Origin of the sequence: Cetobacterium somerae ATCC BAA-474 (assembly GCF_000479045.1) — a bacterium.
In the GTDB taxonomy this organism is placed as follows: domain Bacteria; phylum Fusobacteriota; class Fusobacteriia; order Fusobacteriales; family Fusobacteriaceae; genus Cetobacterium_A; species Cetobacterium_A somerae.
The window spans coordinates 1-23624 of the sequence record NZ_KI518063.1 but is presented as its reverse complement, the minus strand read 5'-3'; the positions used below and the strand labels follow the sequence as shown (position 1 = coordinate 23624).

Annotated in this window: 16 protein-coding genes and 1 riboswitch; of the genes, 4 read left to right on the top strand and 12 right to left on the bottom strand. The window is 27.5% G+C overall.

The annotated features are described in order from the left end of the window. Positions 1 to 74: 74 nt before the first annotated feature. The 3 genes from HMPREF0202_RS00950 to HMPREF0202_RS00940 all read right to left on the bottom strand — a co-directional run bounded on the left by HMPREF0202_RS00950 (position 75) and on the right by HMPREF0202_RS00940 (position 4262). Positions 75 to 1442 (bottom strand): glycoside hydrolase family 32 protein, encoded by a 1368-nt coding sequence (locus tag HMPREF0202_RS00950; RefSeq protein WP_023049781.1) that lies wholly within the window; start codon positions 1440 to 1442, stop codon positions 75 to 77. Then, complete coding sequence (locus HMPREF0202_RS00945) at positions 1442 to 3160, bottom strand: solute:sodium symporter family transporter (protein ID WP_023049780.1); 1719 nt, start codon at positions 3158 to 3160, stop codon at positions 1442 to 1444. Before HMPREF0202_RS00945 ends, HMPREF0202_RS00950 begins: the two co-directional genes overlap by 1 nt. 106 nt (positions 3161 to 3266) lie before the next feature. Continuing rightward, positions 3267 to 4262: a LacI family DNA-binding transcriptional regulator gene (locus HMPREF0202_RS00940; protein WP_023049779.1), complete on the bottom strand. Its 996-nt coding sequence runs from the start codon at positions 4260 to 4262 to the stop codon at positions 3267 to 3269. A gap of 288 nt (positions 4263 to 4550) precedes the next feature. Between HMPREF0202_RS00940 and HMPREF0202_RS00935 the strand changes: the two genes are divergently transcribed. Genes HMPREF0202_RS00935 through HMPREF0202_RS00920 form a run of 4 tightly spaced genes read left to right on the top strand, consistent with a single transcriptional unit; the run spans position 4551 to position 9761 of the window. Further along, positions 4551 to 5423: a carbohydrate ABC transporter permease gene (locus HMPREF0202_RS00935; RefSeq protein ID WP_023049778.1), complete on the top strand. Its 873-nt coding sequence runs from the start codon at positions 4551 to 4553 to the stop codon at positions 5421 to 5423. Next, the gene (locus tag HMPREF0202_RS00930; RefSeq protein WP_023049777.1) at positions 5423 to 6247 is read left to right on the top strand and encodes a carbohydrate ABC transporter permease; all 825 of its coding nucleotides are present in this window, start codon (positions 5423 to 5425) and stop codon (positions 6245 to 6247) included. The genes HMPREF0202_RS00935 and HMPREF0202_RS00930 overlap by 1 nt, the downstream gene beginning before the upstream one ends. An 18-nt stretch (positions 6248 to 6265) precedes the next feature. Then, complete coding sequence (locus HMPREF0202_RS00925; protein WP_023049776.1) at positions 6266 to 7501, top strand: ABC transporter substrate-binding protein; 1236 nt, start codon at positions 6266 to 6268, stop codon at positions 7499 to 7501. A 10-nt stretch (positions 7502 to 7511) separates the two neighbouring features. Beyond that, on the top strand, positions 7512 to 9761 hold the full coding sequence (locus HMPREF0202_RS00920; protein WP_023049775.1) for an alpha-galactosidase: 2250 nt from the start codon (positions 7512 to 7514) through the stop codon (positions 9759 to 9761). A gap of 96 nt (positions 9762 to 9857) precedes the next feature. Here the strand turns inward: HMPREF0202_RS00920 and HMPREF0202_RS00915 are convergent, their stop codons facing one another. The 9 genes from HMPREF0202_RS00915 to HMPREF0202_RS00875 form a co-directional block, all read right to left on the bottom strand. After that, positions 9858 to 10580, bottom strand: a complete 723-nt coding sequence (locus tag HMPREF0202_RS00915) for an EAL domain-containing protein (protein WP_023049774.1) — start codon at positions 10578 to 10580, stop codon at positions 9858 to 9860. 49 nt (positions 10581 to 10629) lie between these two features. Continuing rightward, complete coding sequence (locus tag HMPREF0202_RS00910) at positions 10630 to 10983, bottom strand: helix-turn-helix domain-containing protein (protein ID WP_023049773.1); 354 nt, start codon at positions 10981 to 10983, stop codon at positions 10630 to 10632. Positions 10984 to 11036: 53 nt separating this feature from the next. Further along, positions 11037 to 17270, bottom strand: coding sequence for a hypothetical protein (locus HMPREF0202_RS00905; RefSeq protein ID WP_023049772.1), 6234 nt, complete (start codon positions 17268 to 17270; stop codon positions 11037 to 11039). Further along, on the bottom strand, positions 17267 to 17815 hold the full coding sequence (locus tag HMPREF0202_RS00900; protein ID WP_023049771.1) for a hypothetical protein: 549 nt from the start codon (positions 17813 to 17815) through the stop codon (positions 17267 to 17269). Before HMPREF0202_RS00900 ends, HMPREF0202_RS00905 begins: the two co-directional genes overlap by 4 nt. A 2-nt stretch (positions 17816 to 17817) precedes the next feature. Next, entirely contained in the window at positions 17818 to 18381 is a 564-nt protein-coding gene (locus tag HMPREF0202_RS00895) for a hypothetical protein (protein ID WP_023049770.1), read from the bottom strand. Continuing rightward, positions 18338 to 20995: a TonB-dependent receptor gene (locus HMPREF0202_RS00890; RefSeq protein WP_040405982.1), complete on the bottom strand. Its 2658-nt coding sequence runs from the start codon at positions 20993 to 20995 to the stop codon at positions 18338 to 18340. Before HMPREF0202_RS00890 ends, HMPREF0202_RS00895 begins: the two co-directional genes overlap by 44 nt. Positions 20996 to 21012: 17 nt before the next feature. After that, a complete protein-coding gene (locus tag HMPREF0202_RS00885; protein WP_023049768.1) occupies positions 21013 to 21741 on the bottom strand; it encodes a COG1470 family protein in 729 nt (242 codons plus the stop codon). A 79-nt stretch (positions 21742 to 21820) separates the two neighbouring features. Beyond that, positions 21821 to 22435, bottom strand: coding sequence for a hypothetical protein (locus HMPREF0202_RS00880; protein WP_023049767.1), 615 nt, complete (start codon positions 22433 to 22435; stop codon positions 21821 to 21823). A 67-nt stretch (positions 22436 to 22502) separates the two neighbouring features. Further along, positions 22503 to 23228, bottom strand: a complete 726-nt coding sequence (locus HMPREF0202_RS00875; protein ID WP_023049766.1) for a hypothetical protein — start codon at positions 23226 to 23228, stop codon at positions 22503 to 22505. Between the two features lie 99 nt (positions 23229 to 23327). Continuing rightward, a riboswitch (cyclic di-GMP riboswitch) is annotated at positions 23328 to 23403 on the bottom strand. Between the last annotated feature and the right edge of the window lie 221 nt (positions 23404 to 23624).

Below are 23624 nucleotides of genomic sequence, written 5' to 3'. Positions count from 1 at the left end.
GAATTACTTATAGATTTTAAAATTAAAAGCTGTAGACAAAGGCGTCTACAGCTTTTTACTTTAGAATTATTTCTCTATTTATTTAATTTATATATTTTTTTAGAAATAATATTTCCGATGACTTCAACATTTTTCTGATTAGATGTTGGATTAACTACACAGCTCATAACTTTCTCACCGTTATTAATATAAATTTCAGCAACACATTTATCAACTATAATTCTTAGAGTACATTCTTTTTCTCCATCTATTTGACATTCACGAATAGTTCCAAAAGTTTCTAAAGGTTTAAATCCATTTATTACATTTTCTCTGTTTAAAATTAATTTTTTATCAAATGATGAGTATGTCAAACTTAATCCGTTATTATTATCTTTAAAAAGAAGAATTTTAAAGTTATCTAAATTTTTGAAAGTAACTTCAAAATCAAAAGTATTGGAGGTGCTTTTTAATTGAGAAAATTCCACAAGTTCTTCAATTCTATATTTTTTAAGCTCTTCTACAGGATACATATATACTTTTCCATTTTTTATTTTTATCTCTCTAGGCAAAGTCATTAATCCTGTCCAATTTTCATTAGGAAGGGGAGCATGATTAACTAACCATCCTATTAGAATTCTTCTTTTATTACAGTCTAAAAAAGTTTGAGGAGCATAAAATTCAAAGCCATAATCTAATCTTTCAAATGAATTATGTTTAAACTCACCATTTTCATAATTAAATTTTCCTGTGTAATACCCCGAAATACTTACTTGTCCATCTTTTCCTATACCCTCAGGACTAAATAAAAGAATATCAGTATCATCTATTTCAAATAAATCTGGACATTCCCACATATATCCCATATTTTCTTCTTTTATTATACTTAATAATTGCCATGTTTTCATATCTTTGGATTTATAGATTAGAATTCTTCCCTGATAATCTTCTTTAGCACCAATTGCTAAATACCATATACCATCTTTTCTCCACACTTTTGGATCTCTTACATGAGATCGGCAATATGATTTAGGAAGTTCTAACGATAATTTTTGTATTTTTTTAAAGTTTATTCCGTCTATACTTTTTGCTAAAATTTGAGAAGGAATTAAATCATTTGATCCAACTGTAACAATATTTCCAAATTCATTTAATTTTTTAGTTTTCATTTCCACTCCAGTATAAAAAAGAAGTAATTCATCACGCTCAACAATGGCACTTCCTGAAAAACATCCATCTATATCACCAAATACCTTGCTATCTGGATTAAGTGCGTAAGGTAGATGTTCCCAATTAAAAAGATCCTTACTTTTTGCATGACCCCAAGTCATATTTCCCCAGTAACAATTCTTAGGATTATGTTGATAAAATAAATGAAATTCACCTTTATAATATGATAGTCCATTAGGATCATTCATCCAATTAGAATCTGGCGTAAAGTGAAAATGTGGTCTTTTATTCATTAAAATTCTCCTTGTATAATTTTTATATTTTTAATTTTAATCTTTTTTAATCGTTCTTTTCTTACAAAGCATATAATAACTCCCACACAACTCCAAAGAGCTATCAAATAATTTTTTAAATTACTATAATTTTGTGTAACTATTCCAAGTTTTGAAAAAATTAAATAAAAAGAAATCATAAAAGCTACAATTCCAATAGCAACTTCATATTGAAATTTCCAAGGCGTTAGCTCTACAACATTTTTATTTTTTAAAATAAATGGTTCTTTTCTTGGAAATTTTCTTCCTATTGCTAACATCAATATACAACATAAAAGAAATAAAATAGCTAGTTGATGTAAAAAATGCAAATTAGGTTTTATAACTAGTTGTAATAATGCATATAATGAAACAAATACAATAAGAGAGATTTTAGCTGCTATAGATGGTACTTTTTTTGTTGTATATCCAATAAATATAATTGTAAAAATAGGAACACTAAAAAATCCATTTACAGTTTGTAAATATTGAAAAAGACCATTTGGAGCATTCATAATTAATGGTGCTATGAACATTGATACAAAAGCAACAATTAATCCAAAAACTTTACCTTTATTAACTATCTCTAAATCACTTTTATTCTTTCCAAATTTAGGCTTATAAATATTTAATGAAAATAATGTAGAAGCACTATTTAAAACACTATTATAACTACTTAAAACTGCCCCAAACATAACAGCAGCAAAGAATCCTAAAAAATAATTAGGCATTAAATCTCTAATTAAGTGAGAGTAAATTAAATCGGCATCACTTATTTTATCTCCATATATATGATAACCAATAATTCCAGGAATAATAACAATTAAAGGTGTTAATATCTTAAATACTCCTGCAATCATAACTCCTTTTTGTCCTTCTTTTAAATTTTTAGCTCCTAAAGCTCTTTGAATAACTCCTTGATCTGTTCCCCAATAATAAAGATTGACTAAAATCATACCTGTAAATAGAGTTGAAAAAGGTAATAAATCTCCATTAGAACCAATTGCATTAAATTTCTCTGGATGAGATTCGATAACTTTAATAACTCCTTGAAAAAAATTTCCATTACCTACATATCTAAATCCTAAAAATGGAACTGATAATCCACCAATAATAAGACCAATTCCATTTAAAGTATCTGAAAACGCTACTGCCTTCAGTCCACCAAATATAGCATATACAGCTCCTATTATTCCAATAGCCCATACCGTTATCCAAATACTTGCTGTATAAGAAATGCCTAAAAGTTCTGAAATATTAAATAATTGACTTAAAACTAGTGCACCAGCATATAATGTTGGTGGAAGGGCACTCAAAATATAACTTATTAAAAATAAATAAGTTACAAACTCCTTAACACCAGAATCAAAACGCTCTTCTAAAAATTCTGGAATTGTTGTAAGTCCTCCTTTTAAATATCTTGGCACCAGAAACATAGCCACTAAAACTAAAGTTATTCCAGAACAAACTTCCCATCCCATAACTGACATATTATTTATATAAGCTTGTGCACTCATTCCTGAGAAATTAGCTGGGCTTAAATTTGTTAACATTAAAGATCCAGCTATAAAAGGTCCTGTTAAACTTCTTCCACCTAAAAAATATCCTTCATTTGTAGTTAAATTATCACCTTTTGTTTTTAAATATGTAAACACCCCAACTAAAAATGTAAAAAATAAAAAAGATAAAACCATTAGCATTATAATTACTCCCCCTTTGTATTATTTTTATGAAAATATATGAATATATGTAAACGTTTTCATAAGTTAGAAAATAGAAAGATAAGAACTATCTTATCTTTAACCTTTATACTATTTTTTTTACCGTTGTGTCTCTTGGAATTAATCTTGGAAGTATTTTTAAATGTTTTATATCTCTACTTCCAGTTTTTATTTCTTCAACTAACCTTTCAAAAGCTAAAAAAGCAATCTCTCTAACAGGTTGAGCAACTGTTGTAATAGATAAATAATTTGTAAATGTTATATTATCAAATCCAGCAACTGCTATATCATCTGGGACTTTTATATTCTTTTCTCTAAAAAAGTTTAAAACTTCCATTGCCACAATGTCATTTCCTGTAAATATACTTGTGAAATCAAATTCTTTATGAATTTTTAAATAATTCTCTAAAGATTTAAATACAAGGTCTTTTAAATTTCCAGAGGAGTAATTATAAAAGTCTATACAATTCTCATTTTTTAAAGGAATATTTAAATTTTTTAAACATTCTTGAAATCCAAGAAATTTTTCATCTTTATTTCCAATATAACCAATTTTAATATGCCCTAAGCTAGCAAAATGTTTAGCTAAAAGTTCTCCTCCTATTTTATGATCTACCGAAACTCCTGAAAATTTTTCAGAAAGTGTTGTTATTGTTACTACTGGAATTCCATTCTCTGAAAATTTACTTAAATAACTAGCGTGAGCATTTAACGGCGATATAAGTACTCCTGCTGGATTATATTTTAAAGTATTTTCAATTAACTTTTTTTCTTTATGTTCATTTCCTTGACTATTCATAAATATAATTTCATATCCGCTTTGATATGCTTCGTCTTCAATAACACTTAAAATCTCAGAAAAATATGGATTTACAATATCTGGTAGAATAACTATGATTAAAGAACTTTTTTTACTAGATAGAGATTTAGCAGCATTATTCCCTTTATACCCTAGTTCTGCAATAACATCCAAAACTTTTTGTCTAGTATGAGGCTCAACATAGCTTGTCCCATTTATAACTCTTGATACAGTGGCTTGAGAAACTTGTGCAAGATTTGCAACATCTTTCATTTTCACCATGAAAATACCTCCTTTAAATGTAATCGTTTACTTACTGTATTATATGCTTATATTATAATACTAAAAGTTTTATATTTCAACATTTTTTATTTTTTTATGAATTTTTTTCATAAAATATATGAATTTTCAAGGTTTTTTTTAACAACAGTTTTTTAAAAAAATATTTTTGTTGAATATTTAAACTTATTGTGATATAAATGACTATATAAACATTATCAGTACAAAATATTTTTTTAAGCATTCATGAAAACGATTTCATGAAGAAAGAAAAATTAAAAGGAGATTTTTATGGATTTAAAAAAATTAAAAACAATTAATTACATGTATTGGCCCGCTATGATTCTTTTTATGGGAATTGTTTTTTACCCCTTCCTTCACGGAATACGAATATCTTTTACCAATTGGAATGGATTTTCACAAAACTATAACTATATTGGCTTAGAAAATTATAAACGACTATTTCTCGATGTAAATTTTTATATTGCTTTTAAAAATACACTTATTTATGGTTTAGGAAGCACTCTTCTCCAGCAAATTTTAGGTTTAAGCTATGCTCTTTTATTAAATCAGAAATTTAAAGGTCGAAATCTACTTCGAGCAATTATTTATTTGCCTGTACTTATTTCAGGATTAATTATGGGTTATATGTGGTACTTTATTTTTCAATATAGTGATGGAGCATTAAATGATATTTTTATCTATTTTAATTTAGATCCTAACGATTGGCTTGGAAACTCTACATATAGTGTTTGGATAATTGTTATTGTTAATACCTTACAATATTGTGGTGTTTCTATGATTATTTATTTAGCTGGTCTTCAATCTATTTCAAAATCTTATTATGAAGCTGCTATGATTGATGGTGCAACAAAAATTCAACAATTTAAATATGTTACATTTCCTCTTTTAAAACCGGCTATAATAACTAGCTTTACATTAAATTTAATTGGGGGACTAAAATTATTTGATACAATTAAAGCTTTAACTAATGGCGGACCTGGGTATGCTTCAAACTCTCTTTCAACATTGATAAATGTTTCATATTTTAGATCACAAATGGCTGGATATGCTTCTTCAATGGGGCTAGTTTTATTTATTTTTATCGTTTGTGTAACTATAATTATTCAAAAAAAATTTACTGTGAAAGAAGGTGAAATATAATGAATATTAGAAAAAATCTAAAAAAATTATTTTTTACAACTCTAGTTTTTATTTTAGGTTTTATTCATTTAATACCTATTTATATATCTTTAACTGTTGCTTTAAAAAGAAAAACTGATTTAACTTCAAGATGGTTTTTACCAAAAGATATCTATTTAGAAAACTTTTTATATGCTCTTGAAAAAGCCGAACTTCTTTTGGCTATGAAAAATAGCTTTATCATTACATTTGTATCTATAATTTTAATAACTTTACTAGGAGCTATGGCTGCTTATCCACTAGCTAGAAATAAAACTTTTACAAATAAAATTGTTTTAAATTTAATTTTAGCGGTTATGATGGTTCCACCTTTAAGTATCTTAGTTCCTCTTCTTACAATAATGACTAAAGTACACGGGGTAAATACATATTGGGGAATTATTTTAACTCTTACAACTTTTAATTTACCTTTAAGTATATTTTTATATAGTAACTTCATTCATACTATTCCAAAAGAACTTGAAGAAGCTGCTATGATTGATGGATGTAGTCAATTTAAAACATTTTATACAATTATATTTCCATTATTAAAGCCTATCACTGCTACTGTTATTATTCTAACTGGAGTAGGAATATGGAATGATTATCAATTTTCAGTTTATTTACTTCAATCTCAAAAAATGAGAGTTGTAACTTTAGCAATTTCTTCATTTTTTAGTCACTCATCTTCCAATTTAGGAGCTGCCGCTGCTGCTGCTATTATTGCCGTTCTACCAATAATAACATTATATCTTTTTTTACAAAGATATTTTATTGCCGGAATGACGAGTGGATCTATAAAATAAAAATAAGGGGTGTTTATTATGAAAAAAATTATTTTATCATTAGCTTTTTTAGTTCTATTTGCTGGTTGTGAAAAAGAGGAGGGCATTCCTCAAAAAAAACAACTAATAATTACAAGTAATTCTCATGCTCAAGAACCATCTTCAATAGCTCTACAAGAAATTATTGATGAATATAACAAAAACCAAACAGACGTAAACGTTGAATTTATTCCTGGAAGTTCTGATTATGAAGAAACAATGAAAACAAAAATGGCAACAAATTCTTTACCTGATCTTTTCGGAACTCATGGTTGGTCTATTAATAGATACAAAGAATATTTAGAACCACTAAACAATAGAGAATGGGCACAATATGTTAGCCCTGCTATCAAACCTGTTATTACTGATAATGATGAAAAATTCTATACACTGCCTTTAGATATAGATATTGTCGGGCTTCCATACAATTTAGATGTTCTTGAAAAAGCAAATGTTGATCCTAAATCTATAAAAACAACAGATGATTTTTTAGTAGCACTAGAAAAAATTAAAAATATTGGAGTTACTCCAATTTATTTAGGAGGAAAAGATTCAGCTTCTATTGGTAATATTTATGATTGGATTGTTCCAGGCTTAATAATTCTAAATAAAGATAATCCTCAAGGTGAAAACTTAAAAAATGGAATTTTTGATGAAAAATCATGGAATGAAACAGGAGAATTTATAAAAACTTTAAAAGATAAAGGATATATCAATAGGGATGCTTTAACTGGAAATGATGCTGCAAGAGCTCTTGGAACAGGAAAAGCAGCATTCTTATTCTTTGGTACTTCAATGATTAGAGAAGGATTAACATACAATCCAAATGCTAGAATGGATTTTATAGCATTACCAACTAAAGATAAAACAGAAAAATCATATTTTATAACAGGAGAAAGAATGGCAATAGGTGTTTGGAAAAATTCTCCTAATAAAAAGGAAGCTTTAGAATTTTTAGACTATTTAGCAAAGCCAGAAAATGTTTCTAAAATGGCTACAGCAAATGTTCTTCCCCCAGGATTAACTAATGCTAAAAGTGAACTTGGAAAATTTGAAAAAAGTTATGACTTAGGAAACCAATACCAATATGTAGGATTTTTTGATAGAGAATATCTTCCAAGCGGTTCGTGGGAAACACTTTGCTCTATTGGAGCTGGAATAATATCTGGGCAATTAAGTGTCGAAGAAGCAACAAAAAAAATGAAAGAAGATTTTGATAGATTAAAAAATAAATAGGAGAGTTATTATGAATATATATGTTAATTCAAATTTAGAGTTTCACTTACAAAATAATTATATTAGTTACATTATTAAAATCTTGGAAAATGGTGATTTAGGTCATCTTTATTTGGGAAAAAGATTAAATCATAAAGATAACTTTTCAAATATGCTTCAAATATTTGAACATCAAGTTCCATATACTCCTGAACAAATAGATGGTGTTTCTGGATTTGCTTTAGATAGCTTAAAACAAGAATTTCCTGGAGCTGGAACAGGTGACTATAAAGAGCCTGCATATGTAATTTTACAGGATAATGGAAGTAGAGTAACAAATTATAAATTTTTAAAGTATGAAATTTTAAATGAAAAACCACCTTTAAAAGGATTACCTCATACTTATATATTAAATAATGACGAAGTGAAGACTTTAAAAATAACCTTAAGAGATGAACTATTAAATTCAGATATTACCTTGACATATTCCATTTATAAAAATTTTCCGATTATTACTAGAAGCTCATCTATTGTTAATAATGGGGAAAAAGACTTAACTTTAGAAAGATTTTTGAGTTTTAATCTAGATATAGTTCAAAAAAATTATGAATTATTACATCTCTCTGGAGCGTGGGCTAGAGAGAGAAATATTATAACTACTCCTATAAATCAAAATAGAATAGTTATAGATAGTAAAAGAGGAGCTAGTAGTTCTAATAGTAATCCATTTATAGCTCTAAAAGAAAAAAATGCTGATGAATTTAAAGGTGAATATATTGGAATAAATTTAGTTTATAGTGGAAATTTTATTGGACAAGTTGAAAAAGATCACTATGATAATATTAGAATTAATATGGGAATTAATCCTTTTAATTTTTCTTGGATTTTAGAAAAAGGAGAGTCATTCCAAGCTCCTGAAGTTGTTATAAATTATTCTGATTCAGGATTAAATACTTTAAGTCAAAACTATCATAATTTCTATAAAAATCATCTTATTAGAGGAGTCTGGAAAGATAAAGCTAGACCTATACTAATTAATAATTGGGAAGCTACTTACTTTGATTTTAACGAAGAAAAAATTCTTCAAATAGCAAAAAAATCCAAAGAATTAGGGGTTGAGTTATTTGTTTTAGATGATGGATGGTTTGGAACAAGAAATGGAGATACATCCGGTTTAGGAGACTGGTGGAGTAATTTAGATAAATTACCAAATGGAGTGGAAGGTTTATCTAAAAAAATAAACGACTTGGGATTAAAATTTGGACTTTGGTTTGAACCTGAAATGGTAAATCCTGATAGTGAACTTTATAAAAATAATCCACATTGGGCTTTATCTGTACCTAAAAGAAAACCTACTTTAAGTAGAAATCAATTAACTTTAGATTTAGGAAGAAGTGATGTTAGAGAATATTTATATGAAAAAATATCTACAATTTTAAAAAACTCTAAAATATCTTATATTAAATGGGATATGAATAGAAATATGACAGATATTTGGTCTGGTGTTTTAGAAGCTAAAAGACAAGGCGAAGTTGCTCATAGATATATATTAGGAGTTTATGAATTAATGGATAAATTAACAAGTGAATTTCCAAATATATTATTTGAATCTTGTGCTGGTGGTGGAAATAGATTTGATCCAGGTATGCTTTATTATATGCCACAAATCTGGACAAGTGATAATACTGATGCTATCGAAAGATTAAAAATTCAATATGGAACGTCTATAGTATATCCTATATCATCTATGGGTGCTCATGTATCAGCAGTTCCTAACCATCAAACTGGAAGAATTACATCTATTAAAACAAGAGCCAATGTTGCCTTTTTTGGAGCTTTTGGATATGAATTAGATTTAAATAAAATTACCTTAAAGGAAGCTGAAGAGGTAAAAAAACAAATCGAATTCTTTAAAGAAAATAGAAGATTATTACAATTTGGAACTTTTTATAGAATTGAATCACCTTTTGAAAATGGTTTTCAAAAAACATCTTGGGCAGTTATAAATGAAGACAAAAGTGAAGCAATTATAGGAGTTTATAGAGTATTATCTATCCCTAATCCAAATTTTGACTATATAACTATTCCTGGTTTAAATCCAAACTTTAAATATAAAATTACAGATGAAGATATTTTAGGTGAAGAATTTTTTGGAGATGAACTTGCAAACTCAGGAATTAAATTTAGAAAAATTGGACTAGATGTACATGATTTTAACTCTCTAGAAAAACTGGGAGATTTTAGAAGTAAATTATTTAAAATATCTAAAATAAATCCTTAATATTTTATAAATAGCTCAAATTCTTTAATTTAAAGAATTTGAGCTATTTTCATTTATCTTTTAACAAAGATATATTAATTTAAAATATATCTACATTCAAATATAAAGCTTGGAAAATTCTTCTTCAGAAATAGGTTTTCCTATAAAGTATCCTTGAACTAAATCCACGCTTATTTTTTTTAAAAACTCTAACTCTTCAAAAGTTTCTACTCCTTCAGCTGTTATAATACTTTCTCTATTTTTTAACAAATTAACAATCCCTTTATACATCTTCTTTTCTTTTTCTTGACTTATATTTCTTAATAAATTTCTGTCAATTTTAACATCTTGTATTTGTGTTTTTATCAGATTTTCTACGTTAGAGCTTCCAATTGGAAAATCATCCATTACTACTCTAATCCCTAATTTATAAAGTAATGAAATTGTCGTATTAAAATCTTCATAATCAAAATTTCCTCTTTCAACCAATTCAATCATCAAATTTTTACTACCTTTCAATAAATGTAATCTATTTATAAACTCATTTCTTAGTATTGTTTTAAAAGACACATTTATAGCTAATTTTATATCGGATTTTTTTAAATACTTTTCTACTTTTTTTAATACTAAAAAATCTAAAAGGTGTATCTTATCCATTGTTTCCAATTGCTCTATTATTTCTATAGTGGATATATTTTTTGAAGCAAATCTAGATAAAACTTCGTAGCTTACTATTTTATTTTTTTCTAATGAATAAACCGGTTGAAAAACTATAGTTAATATTTTTTCTAGCTCTTCTTCAGAAATTTCATTAGATACTATTTTTTTTATATTTTTCATATACCTTCAATCTCCCATTTTTTAGAAAATTATTCTAAAACTTATTAAGCTACGATATATTATTAGCTATTATAATTTTATTCTTTTCTCTTAATTTTTTCTTTAATATTTCTGATAATTTTCTTAAGTAATCATTTTCCATTCTTAAAAACTCTATTTCTTCTTCTAAACTATCAAAAGAATACTCTTCACTGAATATTTTTGAGCTTGAATTTCCCCTCATTTCAAACTTAAAAGCTTCTTCCCCTTTTTCCTTATACTTTTTTACCCACTCGTAAACTTGAGTTTTTGAAGCAATTTGAAACTCTTTAGCTATTTCAGTTAAAGACGTATTTCCTTCTAAATATTTTCTTACAACTTTTATTTTAAAATTTTTTGAATATTTCTTATTTATTCTTACCATTTGTTTCTCCTATTCAATATATCATTCATAAAAATTAACTTAATTTCTAATAGCTATTTTATATGTATTAAAATTTGAACAGTTTTCTCATATTTTCCTGGTTTAGCAGCTTTTATACTCTCTTTTGGAATTGTTCCTTCTAAAGGTAAAATCACTTTTTGTCCTTTACCATCGTTTAATATCTCTTTTTTTATTTTATTCTGTTTCAAATTTAAATTTACAACCTTAAGTCTAGATGGTACTTCATCATCTAGGTATAAAGTATTTGGTTCAGGGCTAGCAGTTGAAATATCTAAAGAATAAGTTGGATTTATTATCGAATCGTTATAATATAATTCTATATTTGTTTCCTTTATCTTATCTTCAGGATTTCCAATTTTATATATTTTTCCAAAATCTAAAACTCCTATAGAAGCTACAAAAAACTCTGGTATTTTAAATAAAATATCATATTCACAAGTTACTGAATTTAAATTTTCACTATCTTTATAAATTAATTTTACTTGATCAAATTTATTATTATTTTTCCAATATAAGGGTGCTATTATTAAATTATTTTCCTTATCCTTTATAACTTTTAAAATGGTTCCTCTTTCTAAAATGATTTTCTCATTATCAAGTAATTTTAAATTAGTTCCATTTATAAAAATCTCTTCATTTACCTTAGGGGCTCTTGGAGCAAGACCAGAAATTATTTTAAAATCTAAGACCTCATTAGGATACTTTACCTTATGATCTGGCATTAGAATAATAGGATTGCTTTGACCTGGATTATATCTTGAACTTATACTAAATTCTCCAATCCCATTTTCTATATTAATCTCATTTTTATATGTATTTATTTTTAATCTATATATTCTACGAACATCTCCTGAAGGATCAATATGTTCCACAACTATATTATGAAAATCTGTTCCTTTTATACTATGTAAAGACATTTCAGTTCCATCATTAGTATAATTTAAAGTCAAATAAGCACTACTTGAATTTTTTTGAATTAAAATATTGGATAAAACTCCTTTACCGAATTCATCAGTTTTCAACGTATGTTGAGTTCCATTTTCTAATTTTAATCTTATTGTATGCTCATAGTTGAGATTTTTCATAATCCCTTTTTCTACTAAAGGAATTACAGTTTCTGGAGTTTCAATAGAATCATCTAACTTAAACTTAATAGGTGTATCATTTATATAATTTGATTTAAATCCTATCTCTCCACTTTTAATTATTTTATCTTTTTTAATAATAATTGATGGAAAATCTATATACTTAACTTTATTTACATTTGCAACACTATTACTATTATTTGGTAAGTAAAAAAGTGTTTCATTCAATGATGATGGTCTCGGAGAGTTTCTTGAATGAACAAAAGCTATTTTTTCATTTTTAGATATAAGCGGAATTTCTACTTTGTCTCCTGGTATAGTTCTAGAATACTCTATCATTTTTTTTACACTATCAGTTTTTATTGTATATTTCAATCCGCTACTAACTCTTTCTTTACCTGAGGTTGTCACTCCATTTTCTTCTATAGAAAATGCTCCCACCCCCAACACTTTTTTATTTGAAGTCGATTGAATATATGGATAAATATTTTTTAGTCCATCCTCTGTTGCATTATCAACTTTATATTTTATCAATTCAGGAGAAGCTAAAATACTAGTTCTATCTGGTAACGAATACACTAAACTTAACTCTTTTCTATTTGAATCCGGTTGTTTTCCTCCAATCCTTCTCCAATCTTCATTAACAGTATTTACTAAAGCTATTGTTGGAAAAATATTAGATGTACCACGTTCTCCACTAGTTTGTTGAAGAGCAAGCATTCCTAAAAAATCAAATCCTATTTCATCTTCATTATTAATATTAACTGTATCTAAAATTTCTAGTTTTTGTATAGTAGAAGTACTTGACATATATGGAAAATTACTATCTTCCTCTTGTAATGATGCCCAAGTTATGTCTAAAGCATCTGCAATAGTGTATTCAACATCTCCATAACCTGTTGCTAATTTAATTGAAATTTTTACATTTTCGAAACTATATTTTTCATTTTCTACTGGAGTTTTTTCATTTGTAAGTAAGTATTTCAATTCTGATACTTCATCTGGACTGGATAAGTATGTTCTATCTCCACTAAAACGAATTTTTCCCTCAATACCATTATTTTCTAATACTACTTCTGGAACTTCTATTCTAACACCTTTTGCATCCCATAAAGTTTTTGTAATCTCCTTACAATAATTCTGAAGTTTTAAATTTCCCAAATTTATATATTTTTCATTTATTTTTACTTTAATTTCTAGTCTTTTTTTTCCATCAACTACTTTTACATTATTTAGCAAAGTAGAACTTAATTTTGCTAAATATACTTCTGGATTAAATTCATTTAATTTTATATTATAATTATCTTCGATAATTATTCTACCAAATGCATTTTTATGTCTTAATGTGACTACATCTTCACCTGCTGATAAATTCCATTGCTTAATTCCAAAAGAAATCTCTGATGCAACTCCTTTTTTTAAAATATACATATTTCCTTTTGTAGAACCATTAGTAGATGTTAATAAAACTGTTTCACTTAAATGTCCTACTGTGGTTGTTGTAATCTCTTTTATCAACTTATTATTTAATAAAACCTCAATTTTATGCTGCTCCTCTATAATACTATATCCCTGCCATCCAGGTGTCATATTTGTTATATTTAAACTTGCAGGATGATTTAGACTCGATAACATTGCATTTGGAAGCTTCAATCCATTGCTTTCTATGTCAAAAGTTCCAACTGTTGCTCCATCAGTTTTAGGAACTGGATTAAGAAAATTTAGATTTACATTGTTTCGCTTAATACCATCATTAATAATTACATATACTTTAGGAAAAGCTATTTTTTTAGCTATATGTTCTCCTGAAGAACTAAATTTTGGAGAATTTGAACTTTGAATTCCTTTTACTATTGAAAATTTATTTAAATCACTATTTTGCCAAGGTATTAAGATTCGTTCACTCTTAAGTTTATTTTTAGCCTCTGCATATTTTACAATTTTTTCTAAATTATCTTTTGAAAAGTCAATTTCAAAATTAACTTTTACTTTATTTTCACTTCCATCTCCAGTCCCAAGAGGAGTATAACCACCTACAGCTATATTTTTTTTACTCATTTCTCCTCTTTTGTATAAGAAAAACTTTTCTTTTCCTTGATGTGGAGTTTCTTTTATATTTATTGGAACAATTATATCTTCTTTTGAATTTTCTTCTTTTAACTCTAAAATTCCTATAGGAGTTATACTTACAGGATTAAGTGGTACGTTTGTAGAAAATTCCCATCCTTCAAAAGCATCAACTCCAATTACTGGAAATATGGATTCATCTTTTAAATTTTGACTTACATTTATCCAGATTTCAGGTATCTCAACTTTAATTTCTCCATTAGAATCCTTTATAATTAATATATCCTTAATATCAGATGTTACTCTAAAATCTGGCTCTTTTATCTCTGAATCAAAATTTAAATTCATATAATAGTCTCTTCTAATTATTTTTATCGGAGAGCTTGGATCATAATGAGAAACTGGAATTTTTATAGTTTTTCCAGAAACATTATCAAGGCTTAAAATTTTAAATACTGGATAATGATTTACATATTGACAACTTAAATATATTTTCCCTGTTTTATCATTTGTATAAAACTCTTTTTTCACTTCTTCACTATTTCCATTTTCATCCAATGATATCCAACCAGTTCCTTCTGTATTATATCCAAATAAATAAAAGCTTTCGTATAATAAAGATTTCATTCTCTTATTTTCTGTAGACTTAATATTTATACCTTTTGCTAAATTAGTATTTTCAGTAAGATTAATAGGTTGATTTAAATCAAAATCATTAGATATAAATACATCTATAGTTTCAGAAATAAGATTTTTTCTAACTTTAATTTCTGGATAATTGTAATTATATACTTTCTTCTCAATTGTTTCTAAACTATCTGAAGCTGGAATAAAATATCCACTTTCATTCTTTTCTCCAAGTACAAGATTTATTTGTTCTAAACCTAATGGTTTAAAAATAATCTCTCTCGATCCATATTTTCGTATTTTTTCCATTAATCCCATAGTAGATTCTAAATTTATTGGCCTTGCTTTAACTTTTCCTTTAATCCATTCATGTTTATTATAATTTTCTTTTATTCCAAAACTTCCTAAAACACTATAGTTCTCTATAGAACCTCTAGTTATGATAGCATCTGATCCAGGATTTGTTTCGATTTCATCTATATAAACATTCATATCAATATCACCTAAAGCACTTAAATATTTTACAGTTACCATCTCTTTTTCAATTCCATGGGGGGAAGTTAAACTATTCCATCCCCAACCTTTTTCGCTATTCATAGGTGCTTTTGGTCCCAATGCTATAATAGGAAACACTGTTTTATCTTCATTATTAGTCTCTGTACCTAAATTTTGCCAATTTTCAATAGTAGCTAATGTATACACATTATCTTCATTTAAAGTTTCACTATCTTCTATTACTATTTGGTTAATATTAACTCTTCTATCTAAATATGTTGGAATAATTTTTTTAGGAAGTTTTTCAACTAAAATTTTAGGTAAAGAATTTTTTACTATATCATTCTCCTTAGATTTTCTACTCGGAAGATAGCAATTTTGACCATAATTTTCAAAATCTCCTGGAGATAAAGAGTACGTGTAGTTTTCATCATAACTTAAAGGTATAATCTTTGCTTCATTTGTTTCATTTACTAAACTCTTTAAAATTTCAGCTAAATTTTTACCTAAAATATAGAACCCAATTTTTGTATTTATTTTATTTGTGACAGGATTTACAACTCCTGCCCCCACAGCAGTATAAAATGTCTCTGAAGATGGTTTTTCTAATGCTGATCCTGCGGTTACAATATGTCTATAACTAAAATCTGTTATATCTGGTATTAAATTCATAACTCCTGTTGCTGTAGAAGAATTTAAATTGACTCGATATGGTTGCTTTAATTTCTGTTCAAAATATCCTCCATTATTTACTTCATTTCCTAAATAAATAGCAGGAAAGAGATTCATTCCTGATAATGATTTTTTTAGTGCTAAACTTATATTTTTAGGAGTATAAAAGCTATATATTTTATCTGGATATTTAGCTGTCCCATCACTGTTAAACTCATCTTTTACAAGGGATTCTCTTATTAAAATATCATTATCAGCTGGATTATTGTATTCAAAATACTCTTTTAAGTCCACTTCTATTGAACTGCCTTTATTTATATTTAAATAATGAATTTTTTTGATATTTCCATCTAAATCTTTATGAATAATTTTAAAACGATAACTTTCTTTGTTAGAATAGTGAATTTGTAGATTAAACTCTCCTGATGGAACAAAAGTTAATGATACTTGTCCTGATGGATTTCTAATCTCTTTCCAATCTTGAGAATTCTTTTCTCTTCTAATCTCTCTTTTTTCTGAACTTCCAGAACCTTCATCGTAGAGTTCTGTTATACTCCCACTTTCATTTGTTAAAATACCATTTATAAACCCATTATTAAAATCATGTTTTTTTACATTGATATCTGGATATGGCTCTGGTATAGATCCTACCCATCTTGAATTAAGAGGAGTTCCATTTGAATCAAAATAAATTACTCTACCATAATCACTAAATCCGTTATTATAATAAACTGTAACTTCTCTCTCTTCAATTGCTACATTATTTTCAAGAATTTTTATATCACCTTTAAAAATTTTAATAATGTTTTTAGTATTTTTATCTAAAACTCCAATGTATATTTCTGATGGAAGTTCCTCTTTTGATATATCAATTCGAAGCTTTTTAAATCCATTTACTTCAATAACCTTATATTCAAACTTTGACCTTGCTAACTCTCTATTTTTATAATTTCTAGTTTTTTTACCACCACTAGTTACTTCTGAAGTTGCTTCTATAGAATCACTAATAAATAACTCGTAGTTATTAACATCTATATCTCTCAATTTTTTTGCTGATTTATAATTAGAAAAATCTATATAAAGAGCTTTTTCACTTGAAATAAAATATATATTATCCAATATTTCACTTTTAATCTTTGTAACCTCTATATTTAGTTCTGCAGGCTTTGTTCTTCTCGGTAGCGCCTCTATTTGCTCTAACTCTGGTGCTATTTTTTCTGGTAAATCTGGTGAATTACTACTTCCTATAACTCCTGAAAATAGAATTGAAAATATTATAATAAAAAAGAGCTTGTGGAAACTCTTTAACCTTTTGCTCATAGCCCTCCCCCCACATTTTTATTTGGCATCTCATCTGGAAATACTGGTAAAATTTGTGGCTTATCTGCTAAATTTTCATTATCAGGTGTTGGCTCTACTGGTTTTGTATTTACATTGACCAGCGAATATACTCCCATAATTATGGGTAGTTGTCCAACATACTCTCCCTCTATAACTTCAATACTTTCACCTCTATCTAATTCACGTCTATCTAAAATAGCGTAGAATTTAACTAACTCTCTTTCGTTTTCAAGTATTATCTCATTTTGTTTTCTATCCATTCCAACTTTTTCAACTTTTACCCATTTTTTTCTATTTGTCATATTAATAAAATTTGGAAATTTAAAGGTAATTCTCTTTCCTAAATCTTTTTCTTTATCAGTTGTATAAATCTCCACATGAGATACAGCTACAACTTGATTAGGACCAACCTCTGTATGATTTATATCTCGAAACCTAAGAGGTTCAACTATTTTTACTTTTATCTCACTAAAACTCATTGAAAAGATAGTCATAAAGACTATCAGAACTATATTTTTTTTCATGACTATCTCCTCTCATTTAATTCAACAGTTATGTAAACCTTTTTTTTATGTACACCCTCTCGAGTTATATTTTTACCATCTATAAATAAATAGTTATCAGTAACTAGCTTTTTATTAATATACTTTGGAGAGTATATAAACGTGTCTAAAATCCCGTCACCATCTATATCTATCTCAGTTTCACTATAATTTAAAATATAAAAGTTTTGTTTATCTGGCTCTTTATTCATCTCTAGTTCAAATGGTATTGTCAATTGTTGATTATCAACAACTAAAGCTTTAATATCTACATCTGTTATAATTTCTAGAGGTACAACCGCTTTAACTTTTGTGTCTAAATGTATTGTATATGAATCTTCTAGTTTCCACTTTACCTCTTCTCCATTTCCACCTGTTGTAGACTCTTCACTAGGTAAAGCTGGAATAAGAGGTATAGCTGGTAAAAGATTTGGCTGATTTTCGTAGTCCTCTGGTAAAAGAGGCAAGGTAGTTGGTATATGAACCAACTCACTTGCCAATATATTACAACTTAGAAGGGCTAGTATTAGAACTAATAACTTTTTCATACTTTCCTCCCTCACTTAAGAATATCTGCTTAAGTGTTAATCTATCTCTATCTAAGTGGATAATAAATCTATTCTCTCTATCATCATAGTATCCCAACACCACATTTTCAGCGATTTTTTTGGCTTTATTATCCACACCTATATACTCAACTTGTAGCATATATTTTCTAGCATATAATCCACTAACTTCAAATGTTCCATCACTTTCTGGATTTAAATACTCTATTAATTTTCCTTTTTCATCTAAAACTTTAATAAGTATATTTTCAAATAATCCTTCTTTTTCTTTATCTTTTAGATTTAAACTTTTATCCACTTGAATCTCACCAACTATAGTAACCATTGGTTTTATAGGAATGTGAGCTGTTACTGTTCCAACTTGTTGGCCTAGTATTTTTATCTTTGTATCTCCAATTGTATATGATGGTTTTCTAATTGTTGGTTTCATATCATAAACTATTTTATTTGGAACTCCAAAGAACATAGCTTCTCCATTTTCATCTGTATCTATCTCTTGATCTCCAATTTTTACAGCTACATAGTCTACCCTTTCTTCATCAGCATCCATAACTCCATTGTCATTTTTGTCTAAGAAAGTTACAACTTTAACTCTTGTACTATCCATACTTTCTAATGGTTTTCTGATATTTTTTAAATCCACAACTCTATTTATACCAGCAGAGTATCTTTGAGCACCACTTTCATCAAAGTTAACTTCACTTCTAAACCAGTTATCATAATCTAAAGTAAATCTAAATGTAAACTTCTCTTTATACGAATCTGAATATCCAAATTCCAATGAATAATCAAATATACTAAAGATGTTTTTATTTGTAAGCTTTAAAGTTGTTTCTAAATCTTTTCCATCCTCTAACCAGTAGTTTGTAAGTTGTACATTATACTTTTTAAATCCATTGTAATACATATTAACTTCATAACTATCCTCTTGATTTAAGGACTTATTGTAATCTAGAGAAAGTAGAAAATCTTTCCAACCTTTGCTAATATTTAATCCAACGCTTTCGTCATTGTCATCATCTTGATCTATATTGTATTTTGTTTTACTCCACTCATAATTAATTTGGAAAATCCCTGTTGGATTGTATGTTATAGAGTAATTTTCATCTGATTTCTCATCAAAATACTTTCCATAGTGTGCTCTATCAACTATAAATCTAAAATCTTTTATATCTATTTGAAATGTTCCATCGTATGAATATCTATCTTTATTACTAACTCCCTCGTCATTAACTACACTTGTATTTAGTGCTCGTTCTGTTCCTAGAACTAAAGTGTATGGAAATCTATAAATATAGTTACTGTATACAACCTCTCCTCTAACGTGTTCTAAATACTCAATTCGATTGTCTCCAACGTCCTCTGGTTCATGAACATACCCTAATCCTAAAGTAAGATTTTGAGTGATACCATGATATAGATTAGCATTTATTGAATATCTATCATATTGATCCATTTCACGGAAAGAGATATCATACTCTGTTTCTCCCCTGTTTTGTTGGAAGTAGTTTGCAGCAGTATCTATGTCTATTGTGTATATTCTTCCATCTGGTTGATAAACTCTTAAAGTATAACGTCTGTTCTCTTGAATCTCTGAGTTATCAAACTCCACTGTTCCATCAACAGCATCTTTAACTTCAATTGGAAATCCTAAGTACAATAACTCTACTCTACTTCCAATTGGCACAGTTTCTTGAATTACATAGTTTTTACCTTTAATGTAATAACCACGCTCTTTTCTAAAGCTTGCTGCCCACTCTCTAGCTCCTCCGCTACCATTATTTTCAAGTTTTAAAGAGTGGTTTTTATAAACATCAGGATAGTATAAGCTTATATTTCCAAGTTCATTGTTTCTCACATCATAAGCTGCTGTGAACTCTCCGTAAAGTAGTGGTCCTTGATATTCTAAATTTCCTGTCCAATCAGTTTCCATTTTCCTATCTTCAGAATCTTTTCCAGCCTTACTTAAAACTCCTTGAAAATCAAAACGCATATATCCCACATCAAATAGAGTACGCTCACTTGTAAACATAAGTTCCCCAGCGTTCTCAGCATCTATTAATCCATCTTTAACATTTGCTAAATATGCTTCTATCTCTGCTGATGTTTCAAAACTAAGTCTCATTGAAACACTTGAGTTTTCTTGATCTAAGTATAACTCTCTTAAAAGTAGTTCTTTAAACTTTTCACTCTCTACAAAGAAATCACTTTGCTCGACTATAACATAGGGATCACTTGGTTTTAATATAATCTCTCTAACATCTGTTCCTAAAGTTGCTTTTAAAATCTCACTTTGTATAGCATAGTCCTTAAATCCTATTGCATTAAATAGATTTACAACAGGAAGGTATGTTTTATTATCTTGAACTATAACTGGGTAAACATCACTAACTTTTGCTCCATTAACTTTTAAATTGAAAAAGTTTTCTCTCTCTTGAACTCCTTCAAGTTCGTTCAAAAAAATTTGATACTCTTCATCTGTTATCATATTTAAACTTTTTAACTCTTTTAATTCATCCAAAGTAAATTCTGATGAATAACTTAATAATGTAGAACATAAAAATGCCAATAGATATATTACTAATTTTAATTTCAAGACTACACCCCCTCTAGCTATTTTATTTTTTCTTCATATAAAACTTTTTTGCTTAGAGAATCTTTAATTATTAATGTATTGTACTTAGAAAAATTCTTTATTAAATCTTTATCATGTTTTGTTAATTTTTGATTTAACTTAGAAGCTGTAACTTTTTCTCCTTTTAACAGTCTTAAATCTCCAACATAAACAGAATTTTTTCCTTTGCTTTCGGCTAAATAAAAATCCAAAGTCCCTCTTCTTTCTCCAACATTGGCTATTAATCCATGAAAATTTAGGTTATCCTCATCTAAAGTAGTACTAAAATCTTTTAAAAATATTTTAGGATTTAAATTACCAACATATCCTGCTAAATCCATTTTTAGATGTGTTAAGATTTGTACTGTAGATGTCTCATTTGAATTTACTTTTGGAAGTGCTATCTCTTTAACTCCAACAGTTACTAAATACTCTCCCCTTGGAGCACCTTTTGGAGCTTTTACAAAAACTTTAAATTTTCCACTACGCCCAGGTTTTAAAGTAACTGTTGTAGGAAATATCTCTATCCAGTTTTTCATAGATTTTTCTATTCCTTCATCAGTTAGATAAAGTTGATATTTTAATGTGTTTCGAGTTGGATTATATAACGTGTATTCCTGTACCTCTCCCTTATCATCAATTTTTTTATCAAAAGTAACTGGATTTATATTTATATATCCAAAGATGTTAAAAGTTAAAAGAATAAAAAGAATAAAAATATTTTTCATAAAACCGCCCCCTTATTCAATAATTCTAATACTTACTTTAAAAAAAGAGAGAAGAGACTTCTCCCTAATTTTAAAATAATTATTTTGTTGTATTAGCTTTTAAAGTAACTGTTAATACTGGTCTATCCGCTTCAGCTCTATTATGATGAATACCTACTTTATTCGTCTTTGCATTTAAAGAATCTTTTGTAATTCTAGAAATTACTCTACCTATATGAACTTTATCCCCAGTAGCTACAGCATGATTATAACTTGTTAAATTACTTGCATTTGCTCCGCCTGTTAAAGATAGAGTTGATGTTAATGAAGCTGTTTTGTCTGATGTATTTGTAAGTGTTGTTACTGGATTAGTTAAAGATACATGTAAATTATTTTGATTATCAGTAATTAAATCGCTGTTTTCTATAGAACTATCCTTGTCTTCAAATCTTTGAACTTTAAAAAATTCAAATGCTACTGAATCATCAGTTGCTTTTCCTATAACCATTCTTCCATGGTCAATTACTAGTTCATCTAAAACTGTTCCCGCATCGTTAGTTATAGTAAGTCCTGTAGGTGCTTTTATTAGTTCAGCTATTACCGTTACTGGTACTGATGCTGTTTCTGTTTCTCCACTAACTGTTCCTGGATTTGTTGTTGTTGCTCCAAATGCTGCCATTGAAAGTGCCATGATTCCGAATAAAATTTTTTTCATTTTGCTACCTCCTAAATTTTCTTTTTATTTTTTATTTTTGTTCCCATATATATCAAGTTATTTGATATTAAAGTTCTTTTTTAGTAATATCCTCATATGTTGAAGAATCTCTAAGTCTAACTCCTGTTACATCATTTTTTTTCATTTTTTTCATAGTTAAAGTAATATCATCAGTTTGTCCAACTCCTATTCTACCTTTTTCAATAGATTCAGAATTTCCATCATTATGAATTATATCTACATCATACCAAACACCTCTTTTAATACTATTATTCTTAACTTTAAAAGATACAACTGCTTGTCCATCTTTATTCTCTACAACGCTTAAATTAATTATCTCTAACTTTGGCTTTAAATCTCCAACATATCCAACAACTTCCATATTTATGTTAAGCCCTATACTAGCTGCAGCTGCAGCTGTTTTTCCATCATCTTTTTTTAGTTCTGGCATAGGAACTGATTTAAAATTTAAAAATGTTGAATATTCTCCTTCTGGAGTTCCTTTAGGTGCTTTTATATATACTTTCAAAGCGCTTTGACTTTTAGGTTTAATTGTTATTATTTTAGGATTATACTCAATCCATTTATCCATATGACCATTAAACTCTCCAGTTCCTGGAAGTGCAGTTACTTTAAATCTCTGTGTTTTTAGGCTGTTATTATACATAATAAACTCTTGATATCCACCACCAGCATCAATACGCTTTTCGAAAAATGTTGGTGCAATATGAAATGGAAATACTGTCGTAAAAATTAACAAAAATGTCGAAATGAATATATTTAATTTTTGCATTTTAACTCCCCCTTAAAATTTATATTTTTTTGAATTTATATTTAATTAGAAATAAAAAAAGCACTCAATATAATACAAAGAAATCTTTGTAATACAATTAAGTGCAACTGGCTGCCATCTTACAGGCCCTCTAGCTTTGCGTCATACAGTTTCCTATACTTTGCTAATATTTAATAATTTGTTATATATCATATTACTATAGATTTTATATCTTGAAAATTTGAAAAATTTGTAAATCTTTTTTTACTTTTTTCTAATTAAAAAAAATAACTTTTTTCTAAAAAAAACAAGAAAACAGTCTTAAAAATAACCTTATTTTTCTAAATACAAACATTATAAAGTAGTGGATTATTCTTTAATTTTATCAAAGATAAATACTCAAACATACCTACAACA

Bases quoted from the DNA above. Each gene is read 5' to 3' on its own strand.
- HMPREF0202_RS00950 (WP_023049781.1), bottom strand. From the start codon at position 1,442: ATGAATAAAAGACCACATTTTCACTTTACGCCAGATTCTAATTGGATG.
- HMPREF0202_RS00945 (WP_023049780.1), bottom strand. From the start codon at position 3,160: ATGCTAATGGTTTTATCTTTTTTATTTTTTACATTTTTAGTTGGGGTG.
- HMPREF0202_RS00940 (WP_023049779.1), bottom strand. From the start codon at position 4,262: ATGGTGAAAATGAAAGATGTTGCAAATCTTGCACAAGTTTCTCAAGCC.
- HMPREF0202_RS00935 (WP_023049778.1), top strand. From the start codon at position 4,551: ATGGATTTAAAAAAATTAAAAACAATTAATTACATGTATTGGCCCGCT.
- HMPREF0202_RS00930 (WP_023049777.1), top strand. From the start codon at position 5,423: ATGAATATTAGAAAAAATCTAAAAAAATTATTTTTTACAACTCTAGTT.
- HMPREF0202_RS00925 (WP_023049776.1), top strand. From the start codon at position 6,266: ATGAAAAAAATTATTTTATCATTAGCTTTTTTAGTTCTATTTGCTGGT.
- HMPREF0202_RS00920 (WP_023049775.1), top strand. From the start codon at position 7,512: ATGAATATATATGTTAATTCAAATTTAGAGTTTCACTTACAAAATAAT.
- HMPREF0202_RS00915 (WP_023049774.1), bottom strand. From the start codon at position 10,580: ATGAAAAATATAAAAAAAATAGTATCTAATGAAATTTCTGAAGAAGAG.
- HMPREF0202_RS00910 (WP_023049773.1), bottom strand. From the start codon at position 10,983: ATGGTAAGAATAAATAAGAAATATTCAAAAAATTTTAAAATAAAAGTT.
- HMPREF0202_RS00905 (WP_023049772.1), bottom strand. From the start codon at position 17,270: ATGAGCAAAAGGTTAAAGAGTTTCCACAAGCTCTTTTTTATTATAATA.
- HMPREF0202_RS00900 (WP_023049771.1), bottom strand. From the start codon at position 17,815: ATGAAAAAAAATATAGTTCTGATAGTCTTTATGACTATCTTTTCAATG.
- HMPREF0202_RS00895 (WP_023049770.1), bottom strand. From the start codon at position 18,381: ATGAAAAAGTTATTAGTTCTAATACTAGCCCTTCTAAGTTGTAATATA.
- HMPREF0202_RS00885 (WP_023049768.1), bottom strand. From the start codon at position 21,741: ATGAAAAATATTTTTATTCTTTTTATTCTTTTAACTTTTAACATCTTT.
- HMPREF0202_RS00880 (WP_023049767.1), bottom strand. From the start codon at position 22,435: ATGAAAAAAATTTTATTCGGAATCATGGCACTTTCAATGGCAGCATTT.
- HMPREF0202_RS00875 (WP_023049766.1), bottom strand. From the start codon at position 23,228: ATGCAAAAATTAAATATATTCATTTCGACATTTTTGTTAATTTTTACG.